The sequence below is a fragment of the Thalassovita mediterranea genome, assembly GCF_001458435.1.
In the GTDB taxonomy this organism is placed as follows: Bacteria; Pseudomonadota; Alphaproteobacteria; order Rhodobacterales; family Rhodobacteraceae; genus Thalassobius; species Thalassobius mediterraneus.
Genome location: NZ_CYSF01000007.1, coordinates 73,479 through 94,238, shown reverse-complemented (window position 1 = coordinate 94,238; position 20,760 = coordinate 73,479). Strand labels below are relative to the sequence as shown.

The window sequence follows — 20,760 nt, the reverse complement described above, 5'->3', positions numbered from 1 at the left end:
CGCGCTTCGGCCTTTCTATGCACTGGGCAAATCGGATCAAAACCCGATAGTCTAACCGCAACCCGTTTGGTCCGCCGATTGACACCAAAGGATGCGTGATGCGCCGATTTCGCCTGCAATCAATTTTGACAGCACTGGTTTTATGGCTGGCCGCTGCCCTGCCCAGCGCCTCACATGCCGAGGCACCTCCGCTCAAGGCTTATTTCTTTGGCAACTCGCTGGTGCATCACCTTGATGGGCTGCCTCTGGCATCTACGCCATATTGGCTCAACCTGATTGCACAGACGCGGGGCACGCGCTTGCAGGCGGACGGCAGTTGGGGATTTCTGCTCAATCACGCGGCGCAATTACCCCCCGAGCCAAATTGGCAAATCAGCGGCGTTCGCGGTGTCTGGGAACGCCGCAAAGGATCATTGGGACAGTCGGACATTTCCGCAGTGGTGCTAACACCAGCGAATTTTCTACAGTTTCAATCGCCCACCGCAATAATTCCCGGCGATAACCCAGATCGGCTGAGTGCTGTCGCCGCCAGTCTAAAAGTGCTGGATTGGGCCAATTCAGATCCCGGCGATACCGAGATGCGGTTTTTCCTTTATCAAGGCTGGGCGGATATGGCCGGAGTGGTTGACCAATTCCCCCCAAGCCGCACGGAATTCAACGCCTATCTCGCCGCGCAGAGCGGCGCCTATGATCAATGGTATCGCGATTATGCCGACGCGTTGAAACAGGCGCGCCCGAATATGTCGCTTGAGGTTTTGCCGATTGCCACCACCCTGACCAAGATCCTGAAGCGTCCAGAATTGGCCGCGCTACGCCCCACGGATCTCTTTACAGATGATGCACCCCACGGCACCGCAACGATCTATTTTCTGGCAGCCTTGATCAGCTATGGCCCAATGTTCGGTGACGAATTGCCTACGCAAATGTCCCTACCAGAAGTGATTCACCCGCTGGTCCGTCAGAACTACCCAACGATTGTGCAAATGATCCAGACCGCGCGAACTGGCGCACTGCGTCCGCCTCAGACAATCCAGCGTGATCTTGCGCGCGACACCGCCCCCCCCGCAATTCCCGCATTAGGCATTGGGCTGAATGGCATCTCTGATTGGTCGACCCAAATGCCATTCATTGATCAGATGAAATCCGCCCGCCCTTGGATTGGCCATAAAACTGGCCAATGGGGCGGTATGGATGCCGCGACGATGCGGGCCAACGGCGATCTAAATGCCGAAGGTTGGCCACGACGCATGCCCAATGGTGTAGAGCGTCTGGAAACCTTTGTTCTAACGGATCTGCCCGCCGATGCAGATATGGCTGCTGGACGTTACCGGCTGACCTATAATGGCAACGGCCGCATTCAGCTTCTGGGGCGCGCACAGGATGTCACCGCACGCCCCGGTGAAATGTGGTTTAGCTTTACCCCCGGTGACGGGCTGGTTGCCATTTCCATAGCCGCCATTGATGAAACTGACCCAATCCGCAACATCCGCGTCATTCATGAGCGCCATCTGCCTTTCTGGACTATGGGGGAACAGTTCAACCCTGATTGGCTAGCCCAGATCGAAGACATGCGTGTGTTACGCTTCATGGACTGGATGGCAACAAACGACAGCCCGATTACCACTTGGGATGAACGGCCACGCATAGATGACTATAGCTACAGCTGGCGCGGCGTTCCGGTCGAGGTCATGGTCGATCTTGCCAACAGGGTCGGGGCAGATCCGTGGTTCAACATGCCCCACCGTGCCGACGACACCTATGTCCGCCGCTTTGCCGAAATGGTTGCGGCGGATCTGGCGCCAGAATTGAAAGCTTATGTGGAATATTCCAACGAAGTTTGGAATTTCCTTTTCTCTCAGGCGCAATACGCCAGTGATCAAGCCATAGCGCGCTGGGGCCAAAAGGTGCGCGACAGTGATGCCTGGATGCAATGGGCAGGATTGCGCGCCGCAGAGGTCGCAACCATCTGGACCGATGTGTTCGGGGATCAAACACAGACGCGTCTGGTGCGCGTGATTGCCACCCACACTGGCTGGCATGGACTGGAACAGGCCCTGCTGAACGCACCTCTTTACACTGCTGAGGATCGCACCCATCGCGCACCTGCAGCGCACTTTGATGCCTATGCCATCACCGGCTATTTCGGGCATTCACTGGGCCGCGCACCGCAAGCGGCACAAGTCAAAGATTGGTTGCGTCTAGGACAAAGCGAAGCCCTGAAGCGCAGTTACAAATTGCTGAAGAACGGTGAAGTACAACAGCTGATCCGCGACACGTTCCCCTACCACGCCCGCGTTGCGGCCGCCCATGACATGGCTTTGCTGATGTACGAAGGCGGCACACATATCACCACCGAAGAAGGCTGGCAGAACGACGATCAGTTGAACGATTTCTTCATCACCCTGAACTATAGTCAGGAAATGGCGGCCCTCTACAGTGAGGTGATCGAAGGCTGGCAAGCGGCTGGGGGCACGCTGTTCAACGCTTTTGTCGATGTTGCCGCCCCCAGCAAGTGGGGCAGTTGGGGTGGGATGCGCCACTTGGCGGACAACAATCCACGCTGGGCGGTCTTGCAGCAGGCAAACGCCACACTATCGACGGAATGGGAAACACGCGATCCCATCGCATTCCGCCGCGGCCGTACCCTTGCAGGTACAGAACAGGACGAAGTGATCGAAGGCACCCCCCTGCCAGAGGTTCTAGTGGCGGGACCGGGTGACGATTGGCTGATCAGCAACGGCGGGGCCGACCGCCTACACGGCGGGGCTGGCACGGACACCGCCATCCTAGCTGGGGCCGCGCAGGACTATCAAATCTCTTGGTCGCCGATCAAAGGTCAGCCAGACGCTGGCGCCTTTCTGATTGCCAATGGCCCACTAGGTGAGGTCAGGATGTTTGCGGTAGAGCAGCTGGAGTTTTCTGACGCCCCCAATCAAATCTATCGCATCACTCCGCGTGAGTAAGCGGATTTGTTTCTAGGACTGCGTCCAAAACATCCTGCGGGGCGGGCTGTTCAGTTTGTGAAGGCAACTCCAAGCCTGCCTGTAGCGCAACGAAGCGCGCGCTTTGCGTGACGTCAAACGCATCAAGGACGCGCTGACGCCCTGCCTGACCGACCTTGGCCGCGCGCTCGGGATCACTGGCCAGATATTCCAATGCCGCCCCAAAGGCGACGGTGTCTTCCGCCCCGACCAGAATACCGTCCCGACCGTTCACGATCAGCTGGTTCGCAGTAGGACATTCCACTGCCACAACGGGGCAGCCACAACTCATCGCTTCTAGGATGGCTGTTTCGGTGACTTGGGCTGGGCTGGGCATCACGTAGACATGCGCCGAACACAGACGATCGCGCAATGTGTCTTCGGACAAAGCACCTGGGATGAACACGGTGCCGATCAGGCCCAGATCAGCAACCTGTCGCTCCAATTCAGTGCGAAAACCGCTACCACCTTCGGCATCTTCGCCCAGAATTTCCAAATTCACCGAGATACCACGGGTCTGCAACTGCAAGACGGCCTGCAACAACGCCTCGTGCCCTTTGTCCGCTGCCAAGGCGGCGCTGGCCACCAGACGCAATGGTTTTCCCTGCTCTGGCAGGCTGTAGGGCCATTCGCGACGCAAATAGTCTGTGTCGACCCCGAGAGGCATCACCGCTACGACCTCGGGTATTCCCGCCCCCAACAGCAGCGACAATTCATCATGCAGCGCCTGCGATGCAACCGTGCCAAAGGCCGCCGTTGCCCATTTGAACCGTTGGCCAACACCAACATCAGACAATGCCTGATCCAACTGCAGCGAATAAGACAGCCCATAAAGATGGTGCGCCAAAGCAGCGACCAGCGCCATCGGTCCACAAGACGCGACATGCACATGGGTCACACCCTGCGCCTTGCACGACTGCGCCAACTGGCGCGCCGCTGGGGCCGCCTGTGTCACACTACGCCAATGCTCGACGCCACCGCGCCCCTTTTGCAATTTTCGCCAGGGCAACTTGGGCAAGGTCGCAAACGTCGAAGCAACCGAACCATGAGCCAGATACTCCGTCCGTTGCTGCGCGCCCTTGGCCCAAGAGTGGGCTACAGTCTCATCCGGGGCATCCGAAAACAACACCACCTCGACGCCCAACGCCTCCATCTTCAGGACCTCACGCCAGTATCGGCTATGAAATTGCGCTGGGAAGCCAGGCAATAGATATCCAATCTTGGGGGTGGTGTTCACAGAAGTGGATCCTTTGCGTCGTGTTATCCGCCCGCGGCTTGTGTTTCGACCACGGCAGTGATTGATTTCAGTAAAGAGCCCTAAAAAAGTGGAGGGTGTCTATAAATACGTAGAAAATTCAATTCAGTTTACCAGTATTCTTAACCAAACTTTCCAATTCCCTTTATAACCCGACAAAACAACCCAAGGACTCCGCCGCGTGGGCCGTAGAAAAAACAATCGGATTTTTGTGTCTCTTCGGCGCCTGATCGACAAGGGTGTGGGCGAATGATCTCCATCATCATTCCGGCCCATAACGAAGCAATCACCCTGCCGCGCTGCCTGTCTTCGATCGCGGCGGCGACGGCACCGGACTGCGGGGTCGAAGTGGTCGTGGTTGCAAACGGGTGCAGCGACGATACCGCAGATATTGCCCGTGGCCTGACCAACACACTGCCGTTCGCAGCCCACGTTATTGACCTCACCGAGGGCGGAAAACCCAATGCGCTGAATGCGGGGGATGCGGCGGCGGCGGGACCACTGCGCATCTATCTAGACGCAGACGTCCAAATCGCACCGGAGCTTCTGGTACAGATTGCCGAAGTGCTGGACACCGACAGCGCCGCCTATGCCAGCGGCACGCTGTTGATCCCCGACAGCCCCAGCCGGATCACCCGCGCCTTTGCCCAGTTTTATCGCACTGTGCCGTTTATCCGTGACGGCGTTCCGGGCTGTGGCCTGTTTGCGGTGAACGCAGCGGGACGGGCGCGTTGGGGAGACTTCCCGCAGATCATTGCCGACGACACCTTCGTGCGACTGCAGTTCACCTCGACTGAGCGGCACAAGGTCACTGCAACATACGACTGGCCCCTCGTCGACGGGCTTCGGAACCTGTTGAAGGTGCGCCGCCGTCAGGATGCCGGTGTGCGCGAGATTGAAGCGCTTTACCCCCATCTTTTAGCCAATGACGACAAGCTGCCCTATGGCCGCGCCGCGCTGGCGCGCACGGTGCTGCGCATGCCTTTCAGCTTTGCGGTCTACGCGGGCGTGCGTCTGCTGGGCCGCCTGAACCGCGGCGAACAAACGTGGAGCCGTGGCCGATGAGCGTCACCGCACAGAAATCCGGCCTGATGGGCCGCGCCCTGCGCAGCTCTGCGATCAATGCGGGCGGCTTTGCGGCCAACCAGTTCCTTCGGCTCTTGTCCAATCTGGTGCTGACACGCCTCCTCTTCCCAGAGGCATTTGGCCTGATGGCACTGGTCACCGTGGTAATGGTGGGCCTGTCGATGTTTTCCGATATGGGCACCAGTCCCGCCATCATGCAAAGCAAGCGGGGCGATGACCCCGATTTCCTGAACACCGCGTGGACGTTGCAGGTGATCCGTGGTGCCGCCCTTTGGCTGACGGCCTGCGCGCTGGCCTACCCTATCGGCCAGCTTTATGGCGAACCACTGCTAGGCCAAATCCTGCCCTTTGCGGCGCTCAGCCTGCTGATTGCGGGGTTTAACCCCACCAAACTGGAAACCGCCAACAGGCATTTGCAGGCCGGTCGCGTCACCCTGATCGATCTGACAATGCAGGTCTGCGGGCTGATCATCGCCATCACCGCCGCATGGGTGCTGCAATCGGTCTGGGCGTTGGTCATCAGCGGTGTCGCTGCGGCGCTGATTCACCTGATCCTGCTACACCTGTGGCTGCCCGGCCCCGGAAACCGCCTGCGCTGGGAACCTGCTGCACGGACTGAACTGGTGCATTTCGGAAAGTGGATTTTCCTGTCGACAATCTGCGGCTTCATCGTGTTGCAGGGCGATAAGCTATTGATCGGCAAATACCTTAGCCTTGATCAGTTCGGCGTTTACAATATCGGCTACTTCCTCGCCTCTTTCCCGCTGATGTTAGGGGGGATGGTGACCCATAAGGTGCTGATCCCGATCTATCGTCAAAGCCCGCCGGATCAGTCGCGCGAAAACTTTCTCGCGCTCCGCAGGATGCGGATGGGCGCGACGTTCGCGCTGGAGATCCTACTGATCACCATGGCTGCTGCTGGGCCGTGGCTGGTGGGGCTGCTTTACGATGATCGCTATCAACAGGCAGGTGCCATCGTCAGTCTGTTGGCAATCATGCAGATCCCACAGGTGATCACCCTAACCTATGACCGCGCGGCCCTTGCCAACGGCGATAGCCGCAGGTTTTTCGCCCTATCGCTCACGCGCGCGATCTTGTTGCTGGCAGCGTTGGCAATGGGGCTAGAGGTTGCGGGCCTTCTGGGGGCAATTGTGGGCCTTGGCCTAGCGGGGGTGCTGGCCTATCCGGTAGTGATCTGGCTGGCCCGTCATCAAGGCGCATGGGACCCGTTGCATGATCTGGTATTTACACTGCTTGGACTGTGCGGCGGCGCGGCGATCACTCTCCTCCACTGGGAGAAGATACTAACCATCGCCGCATAACGTGTATTTTCAGCGTTTTGTGCAGTTTTTCACACCTTTTCGACCTGTTTTTCACTGCATACGCCTCAAAGACTCCACATTTAACCCGTATGTCGTAGTGTAGATTTGTGAATGAGTTCTAGTTAATGCCCGATCCCAGCCCACGCCCTGCCACGGACCAGACCACTGCACCGCAACATGACACCCACCCACACGGTGCGGCGGACATTGCGATTGTGGGCATGGCAGCGCGACTGCCCGGCGCTGACACGGTAGAGGCCTACTGGAACAATCTGGTGCAGGGCATCAGCGCGATCCGTCCGCTGGACCGCGAGACGCTGATTGCCAACGGCGAAGCGCCGCATCTGGTGGACCGCCCTGACTATGTACCCTTTGCCGCTGAACTAAAGGGCTACAAAGCATTTGATCCCGAATTCTTCGGCTTCTCCCCCAAAGAGGCAGCGATCCTTGATCCCCAGCACCGCCAATTCCTGGAAGTGTCGTGGGAGGCGTTGGAAAACGCGGCGCATATGCCGGAGAACTTCGACGGGTCCATTGGGGTGTTCGGCGGCTGCGGCATGGGCAGCTATTTCTATTTCAACATCTGCTCAAACCGCGATCTGGTGGATGACACCGGCATGTTCCTGTTACGCCACACTGGCAATGACAAGGATTTCATGACCACCCGCCTCAGCCATGTGCTGGACCTGAAAGGGCCGTCGGTGAACGTGCAAACCGCCTGTTCCACCTCGCTGGTGGCGACGCATTATGCCTGTCAGTCGCTGCTGAACGGGGAATGCGATATGGCGCTGGCGGGCGGTGTCACGATTGAGCTGCCACAGGGCCATGGCTACCTATTCAAAGAGGGCGAGATCCTATCGCCTGACGGGGAATGCCACGCCTTTGACCACCGCGCGCAAGGCACCGTGTTTGGATCCGGCGCGGGTGTTGTTGTGTTGCGCCGGCTGGAGGATGCGGTTGCGGATGGCGATCACATCTGGGCAGTGATCAAATCTACCGCGGTGCACAACGACGGCGCGGCCAAGGCGGGATATCTTGCGCCCTCCGTCGATGGGCAGGCCAATGCGGTGGCTGACGCGCACGCACTAGCCGACATCAGCGCCGACACGATTGACTACGTCGAATGCCACGGCACCGGCACCTATCTGGGCGACCCGATTGAGGTTGCCGCCCTGACAGAGGCGTTCCGCGAAACCACGGATGAGGTGGGGTTCTGCCGCATCGGATCGGTGAAAACCAACATCGGCCACTTGGACACCGCCGCCGGTGTCGCCAGCCTGATCAAAACCAGCCTCAGCCTGCACAATCGCAAACTGCCTGCCTCGCTAGGGTATGAGGCGCCCAATCCGGCGATTGATTTCGACGGTTCCCCCTTTCAGGTGAACGATCACTTGCAGGACTGGGTGTCGCACAAGGGGCCGCGCCGCGCTGGCGTGAACTCCCTCGGCGTGGGGGGCACCAATGCCCATGCGGTGCTGGAGGAAGGGCCGATGCGCGCCGCGTCGGAAGAGGCGGACTTTCCTTTCCAAATCCTCACGCTGTCGGCCCGCAACAAGAAGGCGCTGGAGGCAGGCAGTGAACGGCTGTCTGAACACCTACGCACCCGTATGGATCAGCCACTGGCCGATGTTGCCTACACGCTGAAAGAAGGCCGCCGCGCCTTTGAACAGCGCCGCGTGGTTGTGGCTGAAACCCATGCAGAGGCGGCCGATCTGCTGGCCGCAAACGATCGCCGCCGTGTCTTCACCCACACGGCGCTGGACCGTCCCGAAGTGGTTTTCATGTTCCCCGGCGGCGGCGCACAATATGCGGGTATGGCACGCGATCTTTATGAGGTAGAGCCGGTCTTTGCCGATTGGATGGACCGTGGGTTGGACCACCTGCAGGCCAAGCTGGATTATGACATTCGCGCCCTCTGGCTGCCTGAGGTGGGCGAAGAATCCGCAGCGGATGAGGCGCTCAAACAACCGTCTGTGCAGTTGCCGCTGATCATGATCACCGAATATGCGCTGGCGCAACTGTGGATCAGCTGGGGTGTGCGCCCTGCGGCACTGGTTGGCCATTCCATGGGCGAAAACACCGCCGCCTGTCTGGCGGGCGTCATCGGGTTTACCGATTGTATCGACCTTGTGCATCTGCGCGGGCAGTTGTTTGACACCGTACCCACGGGCGGCATGCTGTCGGTTGCCCTGCCAGCAGAGGAGTTGCGTGGATATCTGGGCGACGATCTGGATCTGGCCAGTGTAAATGCCCCCGGGCTGTCTGTCGCAACAGGTCCGCGCGCAGAGCTGGATCAGTTGCACAAAAACCTGCAAGCGCAAGACATCGACTGCCAGGATGTGGCCATTAACATCGCCGCGCACAGCCGGATGCTTGACCCGATCCTTGATCGCTTCCGCGCCTTTTTGCAGGGGCTCGACCTGCGCGCGCCGCAGATCCCCTTTGCCTCGAACCGCACAGGGCAGATGATCACCGACCAGCAGGCGACGGATCCGAACTACTGGGTCGATCACCTGCGCCATACGGTGCTGTTCGCCGACTGTATCGCCACGCTGGATCAAACACCCGATCGCGTCTTCCTAGAGGTGGGGCCGGGCAAGGCGCTGTCATCGCTGACACAGGCGCAGCCTGATGTGGCCGCGAACCGCGTCATATCCACCCTGCGCCACCCGCAGGATAACGTAGCGGATGATGTCTATTTCGCCACCATGCTGGGGCGTCTGTGGGCGGTGGGCGTCAATTTCGACTGGGGCCAGTTCTGGGGCAACGCGCGGCGCAACCGCGTGGTGCTGCCCAGTTATGCGTGGCAACATCAGGACTATTTCATCGAACCTGCCGTGGGAGTACAAGCGGCTGAGGCCGCACCACTGATGCGCCGCGATGATATGGACAGTTGGGGCTACCGCCCTGTCTGGACGCCACGCTACGCCGATTGCACGGTGGATGTTGTGGGCAACCTCAGCGACAGCGCACCGCAGACATGGCTGATCTTTGCAGATGACGCGGGCTATGCCGCCGGTATGAGCAAACGGTTACGTTTGGCCGGTCACACGGTCACCACTGTCCGCAGCGGCGACCGCTTTGCGGCAGTGGGGGATGATTTCATTCTGGCGCCGGAACAGGGCCGTGCGGGTTATGATCAGTTGATCGCCGCGCTGGCCGCCACGGGGCGTATGCCCGACCGGATCGTCCACCTCTGGCTGACCACCAAGGCCGAAACCTACCGCCCGGGTTCCACGTTCTTTCATCGCAATCTGGAATACGGCTTTGACGCGCTACTGCATCTGACACAGGCGCTGGCCGAACAGGCAGAGGACGGCAATCCTCAGACGCATCTAACCGTCATAACGTCTGGCGCAATGCAGGTGCGGGATGAAGCACTGCCCTATCCAGAGAAATCTACAGTTCTGGGACCAGCGCGGGTAATGGGGCGCGAATATCCCGACCTGACCTGCGCGGTGCTAGACTTAGACCTGACAGCGGACACGGATTCGCAACAGCTAAGCGATACCTTACTGGAAGAGGTCCTGGCCAAACCCGCCAATCAAACCGCAGCGCTACGGGGGGGCAAACGGTTCGAACAGCAGTATGGGCCAACCCCATTGCCAAGCTCTGCGGCATTGCCCAATGATGCCAAACTGCGCCAACGTGGCACCTATATAATCACTGGCGGTTTTGGTGGTATCGGCCTGACGATTGCGGAAACCCTGATCAAAACATGTGACGCCAACATCGTTCTTCTGTCGCGCAGCGCACTGCCGGATCGTGCTGAATGGCCCGACTATCTGCGCAGCCAGCCTGGCGATGACATCATCAGCAAACGCATCCGCGCGATCATGCGGCTGGACCAACTTGGCAGTCACGAAATTCTGATCCTGCCAGCCGATGTAACCAACATCGAAGATATGCGCCAAGCCCTAGGCAAAGTGCGGAATGATGTGGGCGATATCCATGGCGTGATACATGCCGCCGGTGTGATCAACGACGGTCCCATCGCCAGCAAGACATCGGCAGAGGTAGAACAGGTTTTCGCCGCCAAACTACATGGCACGCAGGTTCTGGATCAGCTGTTTCCAGATGGATCGCTGGACTGGATGGTGGTCTTTGCCTCCAGCTCCACCGCGACGGCGCCTGCAGGACAGGTGGACTATGTTGCCGCCAATAGCTTTCTAAACGCCTTTGCTGCAGCACGCGCGGGGCGCAAAACCCGCACGCTGGCGCTAAACTGGGGGGTCTGGGCCGAAGTAGGGATGGCCGCCGATGCAATGGCCGCGCGCAATGGCCCCGCGCATCCGCGCCAAACTGCCCCCACCGGAACGCCCATTGCCCAGCCGCTACTGAAAACAGTACGTCAGCGTATGGATGGCGCGCTGGAATATCAGGGCACACTGTCTGTGGCGGATTGGGTGATGGACGAACACCGCACCAAGGGCGGCGTGATCCTCCTCCCCGGCACTGGATATTTGGAACTGATTCAGCAATCCCTTGCTGCACAAGATATTACAGCACCCTATGCAATCCGGGATCTCACCTTTCTTGCACCACTGATGGTCACACAGGATGAGCAAACCCAGCTGCGTGTGACGTTGACACCTGACGATGCCAGCCGACCAGCCCGCTACGACGTCACCATCGAAAGCGCCCGCGCATCCACCATTTATGATCTAAATGCCGAAGCGCGCGTTGATCTGATCCTGCAGGACACCGCAACGCCATTGGACATGGCCGCCATCACGTCGCGCTGCGACGTCGATGGGGCGACTGACGTCTCAGGCGACATGGCCGAACGACCGGTCATTCCCGCACCACAAGAGGCGCACCTGAATTTTGGCCCACGCTGGAAGGTTCTACGTGCTATGGCACTGGCCCCAACCAGAACCGAAGGTCTGGCACATTTGGCCCTACCCAAGGATCTGCAGCCAGATCTGGATGCGTATACCCTACACCCAGGGTTGATGGATATCGCAACAGGATGGGCGATGCAGCTGATCGCGGGCTATCAGGGCGATCACCTGTGGGTTCCGATCGGATATCAAAGGGTCACCGTTCACGCACCATTGCAGCCCACCATCCTGTCATGGGTGCGCAACGCAGCCACCAACACACGCACAGATGAAACTGCAAGTTTTGACATCACACTGGTCGCACCAGATGGCACCGTATTGGTCGAAGTTGAAGGCCTATCGATCCGACGGATGACAGCGGGTCTGCCAACCGCCAAGCCAGCATCCCAAGAAGAGGCCCAGCGCCCGCTTTCACCCGCCGAAGAGCGCCTGCAGCACAACATCAGACAGGGCATTCGCCCATCTGAGGGCGGACAAGCCTTTCTACGGGCACTGGCACAACCGCTGTCGCAGATCTATATTTCCTCTATGGATCTGGATGCGCTGATCAGCGAAGCAGCAGAGCCTGAGACCACCAACGCCAGCAGCCAATCGTTTGATCGGCCGGAGCTGGATGCAGATTATGCCGCCCCTGAAAGTGTGGTTGAGAAAAAGCTGGCAGGGTATTTTCAGGATCTCTTGGGCATTTCACAGGTCGGGTTGGACGACAGCTTCTTTGACCTTGGCGGTCACTCACTGATTGCAGTACGGCTGTTTTCACGGATCAAGAAACGCTTTGGCAGTGATTTCCCAATCTCATTACTGTTTGAGGCACCGACCGTGCGCAAAATCGCGGCCCTGCTACCAGCAGAGAACGCCGAAATAGATGCCGCGGCAACGACGACGCCACAGCCGGCGCAAAATCGCTACACCCATCTGGTTCCGATGAGCGACGGCGGAACATCAAATCAGGCCACACCTCTATTCCTTGTGGCGGGGATGTTCGGGAACGTGCTGAACCTGCGTCATTTGGCAACGCTGCTGGGGCAGGATCGCCCAGTTTACGGCCTGCAGGCACGCGGCCTTTTCGGCGATGCGCCCCCACATTCAGACATAACCGATGCAGCACGCGATTACATCGCCGAACTGCGTCAAGTGCAGCCACACGGCCCTTATCTGTTGGGTGGGTTTTCCGGCGGCGGGATCACGGCCTATGAAATGGCACAACAGCTAATGGCGACGGGTGAACAGGTCGAGGCGCTGGTTCTGCTGGACACGCCACTGCCCCAGCGTCGACCGCTGTCATTGCGCGACCGTATGGCCATTCAGGCAATGAATCTGCGGCGGCACGGGCCAGCCTATTTGGGCCGTTGGGTCACGAACCGTCTGCGCTGGGAACTGGAAAAACGACGCGTTCGCACTGCCGAGGATGACAGCGCGACACCACAATTCCACAATGCCGCGATTGAGGCGGGCTTCCTCACCGCGGTAGCCAAGTATCAGGTCGCCCCGTGGTCTGGCCCGATCACCCTGATACGCCCCCCCTTGCGTGGGGAATGGCAAGTCGCACCGGATCGGCTGATCGATCATGAACGCGCATATGTTCTGCATGACAACGATTGGGGACAATGGACCCCGCAAATAGAGGTGTACGAAGTACCCGGCGATCACGATTCGATGGTTCTCGAACCTAACGTTCGGGTTCTTTCGACACATTTGCGAACGGTCTTGGCCGATGCAGATCGACATACGTCAAGATCTAAAGACGTACAGACCACGACCGATTTAGACAGCAGGAAGGCAGCGGAATAAATGCAGCGCGTTTCTGGCTTTGATCAGCAAACACACACACCAGACCACGCCCCAGCAGAAAATGGGGTGCTATGCGTGTTGCTGAATTACCGTACCGCCGCAATGACCCTGCGCGCAGCTGACAGCGCCAGCTCGGCATTGGAGGGATTGTCAGGCCATATCGTTATTGTCGACAACGACTCTCAAGATGGGTCGTTTGAACAGATGCAACAGCATGTTGCCGACGCGGAATGGTCCGATGTCACGGTCATCCAATCCGGGCACAACGGCGGGTTCGGCGCAGGTAATAATTTCGGCATCCGCGCTGGTCTGGCCCTACCGATCTTTGCCCAGACACCGCCAGAATTCATCTATATCCTCAACTCCGATGCGTTCCCCGAAACGGAAGCCATACACGCGCTGATCAGTCATATGACCGCACATCCTGACGTCGGATTCGCAGGCAGCCTGATCTACGGCGAAGACGGTCTGCGGCATCTAACAACTTTTCGCTTCCCATCACTGGCGAGCGAATTTGAAGGCGCCGTTCGTCTGGGGCCCGTTTCCCGTGCCCTGGCGAATACGCGCGTCCCGATGGATATGCCGGATAACCTGACAGAGGCACGCGATGTTGACTGGCTGGCTGGCGCCAGCCTGATGATGCGCCGATCAATGCTGGATCAAATCGGTGTATTTGATGAACGCTATTTCCTCTATTTTGAAGAAACCGATCTGAGTTTGCGCGGACAGCGCGCGGGTTATCGCATTGCCTATGTGCCGACCTCGCGGGTGATGCACATCGGGTCCGTATCGACCGGCATGGGCAAATGGCAACGCACCCCACGCTACTGGTTCCGATCACGGTGGTATTACTTTGTAAAAAACCACGGCCGCATAGCGGCTTTGGGCGCAACTTTGGTGCACCTCATGGGCGGTATAATCCACCGTCTGCGCAGCATCCTACAAAACAAGTCCAGCGCCGATCCCCATCGTTTTCTATTTGATCTGGCATCCCACGATGCCATCGCTGCCCTGCGTCCGACCCCGGCACCGCAGATAGCCACTATTTTTCCGGCCACCAATCAGCCCAACACGCGTTCAAAGGATTGATATGACCGAAGGTTTCCCCCCCCTTTCCACTGTATTGATCGGCAATGAATCTCTCTTGATCCAATGCGCAGAGGTGCTGCGCGGACGTGGGCACCAGATCCATGCCATTGTCACCCGCGCCACAGATGTTGCTGCATGGGCCGCACAGCAAGGTATCGACACACGCAGCCCTGACAGCAATCTGGCGACTGAACTGCCGGACGCGTTTGACTGGCTCCTGTCCATCGCCAATCTCGACATGCTGCCGGACGCCGTTCTGTCCCGCCCCCGCTGCGGGGCGGTGAATTTTCACGACGGGCCACTGCCCGCCTATGCCGGTCTAAACGCCCCCGTATGGGCGCTGAAAAACGGTGAGGCGCGGCATGGCATCACCTGGCATCTGATGACTGCGGGGGCAGATCGCGGTGACATTGTGGTGCAGCGGATGTTTGACATTCACCCCCGCGACACAGCCCTGACACTCAACACCCGCTGTTATGAGGCGGCGCTAGACAGCTTCCCCGATCTGCTGGATCAGTTGGAACGCGGTGTGCCAGATGCAACGCCGCAAAGCTTCGCGCAGCGCAGCTATTACGGTTTCACCGCGCGGCCCAGAGCGGGAGGGCATCTGGATTTTACCACCAGTGCGACTGAATTGGATGCGCTGGTGCGCGCGCTTGATCATGGCGGCTATTGGAACCCGCTATGTCGGGCGAAAATCGCGGTGGCGGACACATTGCTGCTGATCGGCAGCGCGCAGCCTGTGGCGGCAGAACCGGCCGTGGCAGGCACGGTGCTGGCGGCCGATGATGACGCCCTCACCGTGGCCTGCGGCAGCGGTGCGCTGCGCCTGACTGGACTGACCCACAACGATGGCCGCGCCGCTGATGTGAAACGCTTGGCCCCTGTCGGAACGGTCCTACTGCCCGCCGACGCAGGCGCGGTTCCCGCCATTGACACCGCGCTACACTCCACCGCCCGCGCAGAAGCCACGCTGCGTCCGCTGTTTGAAACACTCTCACCTGCCAAACTGCCCGGCACCGCGACCGGAGAGGCGGGGATCACAGATCACCCGCTAAGCTGCACAGGCGCAGAGGCGCTGATCGGCTGGGCCATGGTCGCCGCGCAGATCGCGGGAACGCCTCATGTGGATCTGGCCTACCATACGCCTGCGCATACTGCGTCTCAGAAGTACCTATTGCCATGGACCCCGCTGCGCGTGCCGACCACCGGCACGGTTGAGGCGTTGGCGAATACAGTCACCACCGCGCTGGACCAGTTGCGCACCCTTGGCCCTGTCGCCAGCGATCTGCCCGCGCGGCTACCCAAAGACATCGCAAGGTCTGAGCAACCACAATTGGCCATCAGCGACACTACCGCGCTCTGCCCCGATGCGCTGGTGACACTGTGCCTGTCCCCCACCCCAACGTTACGGGCCGATGCGGCGCAGGTGCCAGCGATCTACCTGCAAGCACTGGCTGCGCGGGTCTCGTCGCTGGCAACGGCCACTGGCCCCATTAACGACGCCCCCACCCTGCCAGAGGCGGAGCGTCAGATCGTCCTCAACGACTGGAACCAAACCGCTGTCGATTACGACGACGCCCTCTGCCTGCATCAGATGTTTGAACGGCAGGTTGCGCAGACCCCACATGCCACGGCCTTGGTCGTAGAGGGGGAGAGTTTCACATATCTGGAACTGAATGCCCGCGCCAATCAGGTGGCGCATGTTCTGCGCGATATGGGGGTAAAAGCCGGCGCGCTGGTTGGCCTCAACACCCAACGTACGCCGCATCTGATGATCGGCGCCCTTGGCATACTGAAGGCAGGCGGCGCCTATGTGCCACTAGACCCCGCCTTCCCGCCGGATCGCATCGCGCTGTATGTTGAGGATAGCGCCTGCCAGATCATCGCCACCCAACAGGGCATGCTGGGCGATCTGCCAACCCATCAGGCAGAGGTGCTGGCACTGGACAGCGATCCGCGCATCCTATCGGCCCCCACCGACAATCTGGACGTCGCGGTCGCGGGCAGCGATCTGGCCTATATGATCTACACCTCTGGTTCGACCGGCCGTCCCAAGGGCGTGATGGTCGAACACCGCAACCTCAGCAATTTCTTCACCGGAATGGACGGGGTGATCTGCCCCGCAGACGGCGCCGTATGGTTGGCGGTCACATCGCTGAACTTCGACATTTCGGTGTTGGAGCTGTTCTATACCCTATCACGTGGCTTCAAGCTGGTGCTGTCATCAGACGATAACCGCGCGTTGGTGTCGTCGGGGCCCGTGAACCAGACCGGTCGCGATATGGACTTCAGCCTGTTTTATTGGGGCAACGATGATGGCGTCGGCCGCGACAAGTACGAACTGCTGTTTGAAGGAGCGAAGTTTGCCGACCAGAACGGGTTCTGTGCGGTCTGGACGCCGGAACGCCACTTCCACGCCTTTGGCGGGCCGTACCCCAACCCATCGGTCACCGGTGCCGCGGTTGCCGCGCTAACCCAGAACATCGCCGTGCGCGCAGGCAGTTGCGTTGCCCCATTGCACCACCCCGCGCGAGTGGCCGAGGAATGGGCGGTGATCGACAACCTGACGAACGGGCGCACCGGCCTTGGCATCGCATCAGGCTGGCAGCCGCATGATTTTGTGCTGCGTCCTGAAAACACCCCGCCGGAAAACAAACCCGCCATGCTGCGCAGTATAGAACAGCTGCGTGCACTGTGGCGCGGTGAGGCGGTGGAATTTCCCATGGGCAATGGCACCATGCACCCCGTGGTGACCCAACCGCGTCCGGTGTCAAAAGATCTGCAAATCTGGGTCACCACCGCCGGCAACCCCGCCACATGGCGCGAGGCGGGGGAAATTGGCGCCAACGTCCTGACTCACCTGCTGGGACAGTCGGTTGAGGAGGTGGGCGAGAAGATCAAGATCTACCACGCCGCCCTGCGCGAAGCGGGTCATGATCCAGCGGATTTCACTGTGACGCTGATGCTGCACACCTTTGTGGCAGAGGATCGCGAAGTCGCCCGCGACATTGCCCGCGAACCGATGAAGGATTACCTGCGCTCCGCCGCTGGGTTGATCAAGCAATTTGCCTGGGCCTTCCCTGCCTTCAAGCGGCCTGAAGGGGTCAAGAACGCCTTTGACCTGAACCTAGAAACCCTCGATGGCGAGGAGCTGGAGGCGATCCTTGATTTCGCGTTCCAACGTTATTTTGAGGACTCTGGGCTTTTTGGCACCGTCGATGACTGTCTGGCGCGGGTTGAGCAACTGAAGCGGATCGGCGTGGATGAGGTCGCGTGCCTGATCGACTATGGCATCGAAAAACAGACCGTGCTGCAAGGGCTGACCCATCTTGCCCGCGTGCTGGAAGGTGCGAATATCGGCGACGCATTGGCCGACGACGACTTCTCCATCGCGGCGCAGATCCTGCGCCATGATGTGACGCACCTGCAATGCACACCCTCTATGGCGCGGATGATTGCGATGAACGACGAGGCGCGATTTGCCCTTGGTCGCCTGAACCACCTGCTGATCGGTGGCGAGGCTTTGCCTGGTGATCTGGTCACTGACCTGCGCAGCGTGACGGACGCGCGGATCAGCAACATGTATGGGCCGACGGAAACCACGATCTGGTCCACCACTGCCGCCGCAACGGGGGAGGAGGCGACCGCCAACATCGGCGCGCCGCTGGCCAATCAGCAGGCCTATGTGCTGGATGAGCAGATGCAGCCAGTGCCCATCGGCGCGGAAGGCGAACTGTATATCGGCGGCGCGGGTGTGACCCGTGGCTATTGGCAGCGCGAGGATTTGACGACGGAACGGTTCCTGCCCGATCCGTTCATCCCCGACAATCGCATCTACCGCACCGGTGATCTGGTACGCTGGCGCGGCGACGGGCGTCTGGACTATCTGGGCCGCGCCGACCATCAGGTAAAACTGCGCGGCTACCGGATTGAGCTGGGAGAGATCGAGGCGGTGATCGCCACGCATGATGCGATCACACAGGCCGTTGTCGTGGCCCGCGATGGCACCTCTGGCAGCGCGCAACTGGTCGGGTATTACACAGCCAGCGCTGCGGTGGATGAAGCGGCGCTGCGCGCGGATCTGACCGCGAAACTGCCCGATTATATGGTGCCCAGCGCATTCGTCCGCATGGATCAATTCCCGCTGACCCCAAACAAGAAGATCGACCGCAACGCCCTGCCGGCACCGGAAACACGGCGAAATGACACGACGCCGACTGCACCGCTGGCAGACACCATCCAACAACAGGTCGCTACGATCTGGAGCGAGGTTCTAGGCGTTGATCACATCGGGCCACGTGACAACTTTTTTGATCTGGGTGGGCATTCATTGTTGGCCGTGCAGGCCCACCGTGAAATTCGCAGCCGCTTGGGCGCGACTTCGTTGGGGATCACAGATATTTTCCGCTTCCCAGTTCTCGAAGCGCTCTGTCAAAAGGTGGCGGCCGCCACGCCAGATGGATCACAACCTCCATCAACTACCGCAAAAGTTGAGCGATCGGGTGATTTTTCCCACCTTGAAACAGCTTCGCAGAATCAACACAGTCCACAACAGACAAGAGCAGACGCCATGTCGCGGCGCAAAGAAATGCGCGCACGCCGCATGGCCCGACAGAAACGATAACGGGCTGTTATGGACGACGACAAAATTCGCCTGATGATACAGGGTGTGTTTGGACCAAACGTCGGTGTCGGGATCACCGATCCGCGCGATGACCACCATGTACTTTTGGGACCCGAACAGGATGCGATGAGTCGTGCAATTCCCAACCGCCGACGCGAGTTCGCCGCTGGGCGTGCTGCAGGACGCAAAGCGCTGGCCGAAGTCGGTTTCCCCGCAGTGGCAATTCCCGCCGCTGCTGACCGCAGCCCCACGTGGCCCGCAGGTATCGCCGGATCGATCAGCCACTGTGAAAGCCTATGCGTCGCGGTGACCTGCCATGTCCAAACCTGGCGGTCGATCGGGATAGACATCGAAGGGAAAACACCGCTTGAAAAGGAAGCGTGGCCCATTGTCATGACGCCGCAGGAACAAACCGCACTGCAAACAATTCCGCGATGGCGGCGGGCCAAACAGCTAAAGACCCTCTTTTCCATCAAAGAATCCGTCTACAAAGCCCAGTTTCCGTTGACGGGACAAATGTGCGACTTTCAGGCGTTGGACGTAACGCTGTGTGATGATGGCCGCTTTCAGGCCCGTTTCACCCAGACACTTGGATCTTTCCAACCGGGCTATGTTGCCCATGGGCGCTATCTACAATTTGATAACTGGGTTCTGTCTGGCTGTATGCTACCGGATCGTTAACAGGACAAGGAACGGGGCAGATATGCGCGTGATCATAGGGCTTGGCGTTCTTACCACGATCCTGTTGGCAGGGATCTTTTGGTATAAACACACCCAACAGTCCCCCCTAACACTGGATGATCCGCGCATTGCCGCACGCTACGCCACACCGCTGACGCGGCCTGAACAGGCGATGGCGGTTTATCACTTGGGCCACTCCCTTGTCGGGCGCGACATGCCTGCGATGTTACAACAACTGACAACTGCGCAATTCGGCTTGGCCCCCAACCATCACAGCCAATTGGGTTGGGGCACATCGTTACAGGCGCATTGGGGCCCAGACGAAGACATCACCGGTTTTGCCGAAGAGAACGCCCATCCACACTACCGTTCTGCCAAACCCGCATTGGCCACGGGCGATTACGACGCCGTGATTCTGACAGAAATGGTCGAAATCCGCGATGCCATCGCCTATTTTGACAGCCCGCAGTATCTGCAACAGTGGGCCGAAACCGCGTGGAACGGCAACCCTCAGGCACGGGTCTACTTCTATGAAACCTGGCATGAAATTACAGACCCCGAAGGCTGGCTGACACGACTGGACCGTGATCTTGAACGCTATTGGACTGGACAAATTTTGTTTCCAGCCCTGCAGGCCATGCCCCAAGATCGCAGCATCCATGTGATCCCAGCAGGACAGGTCCTGGCCGCGTTCAGTCGCACGCTACAGACGTTGGAACAGCCTGAAAACCACACGGTCACCGAGGCCGAAGATCTGTTCAGGCGTGACGAATCAGGTGTACTTGATCCAATCCACATCAACGATTTAGGGGCATATCTGGTTGCACTCACCCATTTCGCCACGCTGTATCACACGTCGCCAGTCGGTCTACCGCACGATCTGCTGCGCGCCGATGGCACACCAATACAGGTAATTTCCCCCCAAACGGCACGGTTGATGCAGGAAATCACCTGGGAGGTGGTCAAAACCCAACCACTGACTGGCGTCAGCGCGCGTTAACGACCCAAACAAGGCGAAAATGTGGCACCAATCCACGATCCGGAAAGAGATTGTTTCCGCGCTCATCACCCTTATTTTTTGGAG

General features: G+C 59.3%; 9 protein-coding genes. 8 read left to right on the top strand and 1 reads right to left on the bottom strand.

Features of this window, described 5'->3' with window-relative positions; all coding sequences use genetic code 11:
• The first annotated feature begins 98 nt into the window (after positions 1 to 98).
• Positions 99 to 2,963 carry a calcium-binding protein gene (locus TM5383_RS07845; protein WP_058318499.1) on the top strand — a complete coding sequence of 955 codons (2,865 nt, stop codon included), beginning with the start codon at positions 99 to 101 and terminating at the stop codon, positions 2,961 to 2,963.
• Here the strand turns inward: TM5383_RS07845 and epsE are convergent.
• Entirely contained in the window at positions 2,947 to 4,218 is a 1,272-nt protein-coding gene (gene epsE / locus TM5383_RS07840; protein WP_058318498.1) for an exopolysaccharide biosynthesis GT4 family glycosyltransferase EpsE, read from the bottom strand. The genes TM5383_RS07845 and epsE overlap by 17 nt on opposite strands.
• A 267-nt stretch (positions 4,219 to 4,485) precedes the next feature.
• Here epsE and TM5383_RS07835 point away from each other — a divergent pair, with 267 nt between their 5' ends.
• From TM5383_RS07835 to TM5383_RS07805, 7 genes are all read left to right on the top strand, one after another.
• Positions 4,486 to 5,301: a glycosyltransferase family 2 protein gene (locus tag TM5383_RS07835; RefSeq protein ID WP_058318497.1), complete on the top strand. Its 816-nt coding sequence runs from the start codon at positions 4,486 to 4,488 to the stop codon at positions 5,299 to 5,301.
• Positions 5,298 to 6,644 carry an oligosaccharide flippase family protein gene (locus TM5383_RS07830; RefSeq protein WP_076400141.1) on the top strand — a complete coding sequence of 449 codons (1,347 nt, stop codon included), beginning with the start codon at positions 5,298 to 5,300 and terminating at the stop codon, positions 6,642 to 6,644. The genes TM5383_RS07835 and TM5383_RS07830 overlap by 4 nt, the downstream gene beginning before the upstream one ends.
• A 125-nt stretch (positions 6,645 to 6,769) precedes the next feature.
• Positions 6,770 to 13,279 (top strand): type I polyketide synthase, encoded by a 6,510-nt coding sequence (locus tag TM5383_RS07825; protein WP_076400139.1) that lies wholly within the window; start codon positions 6,770 to 6,772, stop codon positions 13,277 to 13,279.
• Entirely contained in the window at positions 13,280 to 14,368 is a 1,089-nt protein-coding gene (locus TM5383_RS07820; RefSeq protein ID WP_082645433.1) for a glycosyltransferase family 2 protein, read from the top strand.
• Position 14,369: 1 nt separating this feature from the next.
• Positions 14,370 to 18,995 carry a MupA/Atu3671 family FMN-dependent luciferase-like monooxygenase gene (locus tag TM5383_RS07815; protein WP_058318496.1) on the top strand — a complete coding sequence of 1,542 codons (4,626 nt, stop codon included), beginning with the start codon at positions 14,370 to 14,372 and terminating at the stop codon, positions 18,993 to 18,995.
• A gap of 9 nt (positions 18,996 to 19,004) precedes the next feature.
• Positions 19,005 to 19,676 (top strand): 4'-phosphopantetheinyl transferase family protein, encoded by a 672-nt coding sequence (locus TM5383_RS07810; protein WP_058318495.1) that lies wholly within the window; start codon positions 19,005 to 19,007, stop codon positions 19,674 to 19,676.
• A 22-nt stretch (positions 19,677 to 19,698) separates the two neighbouring features.
• Positions 19,699 to 20,676 (top strand): hypothetical protein, encoded by a 978-nt coding sequence (locus TM5383_RS07805; protein ID WP_076400137.1) that lies wholly within the window; start codon positions 19,699 to 19,701, stop codon positions 20,674 to 20,676.
• The last annotated feature ends 84 nt before the right edge of the window (positions 20,677 to 20,760 follow it).

Excerpts from the sequence above, each read along its gene's own strand:
- TM5383_RS07845 (WP_058318499.1), top strand. The coding sequence starts at position 99 with ATGCGCCGATTTCGCCTGCAATCAATTTTGACAGCACTGGTTTTATGG.
- TM5383_RS07835 (WP_058318497.1), top strand. The coding sequence starts at position 4,486 with ATGATCTCCATCATCATTCCGGCCCATAACGAAGCAATCACCCTGCCG.
- TM5383_RS07830 (WP_076400141.1), top strand. The coding sequence starts at position 5,298 with ATGAGCGTCACCGCACAGAAATCCGGCCTGATGGGCCGCGCCCTGCGC.
- TM5383_RS07825 (WP_076400139.1), top strand. The coding sequence starts at position 6,770 with ATGCCCGATCCCAGCCCACGCCCTGCCACGGACCAGACCACTGCACCG.
- TM5383_RS07820 (WP_082645433.1), top strand. The coding sequence starts at position 13,280 with ATGCAGCGCGTTTCTGGCTTTGATCAGCAAACACACACACCAGACCAC.
- TM5383_RS07815 (WP_058318496.1), top strand. The coding sequence starts at position 14,370 with ATGACCGAAGGTTTCCCCCCCCTTTCCACTGTATTGATCGGCAATGAA.
- TM5383_RS07810 (WP_058318495.1), top strand. The coding sequence starts at position 19,005 with ATGGACGACGACAAAATTCGCCTGATGATACAGGGTGTGTTTGGACCA.
- TM5383_RS07805 (WP_076400137.1), top strand. The coding sequence starts at position 19,699 with ATGCGCGTGATCATAGGGCTTGGCGTTCTTACCACGATCCTGTTGGCA.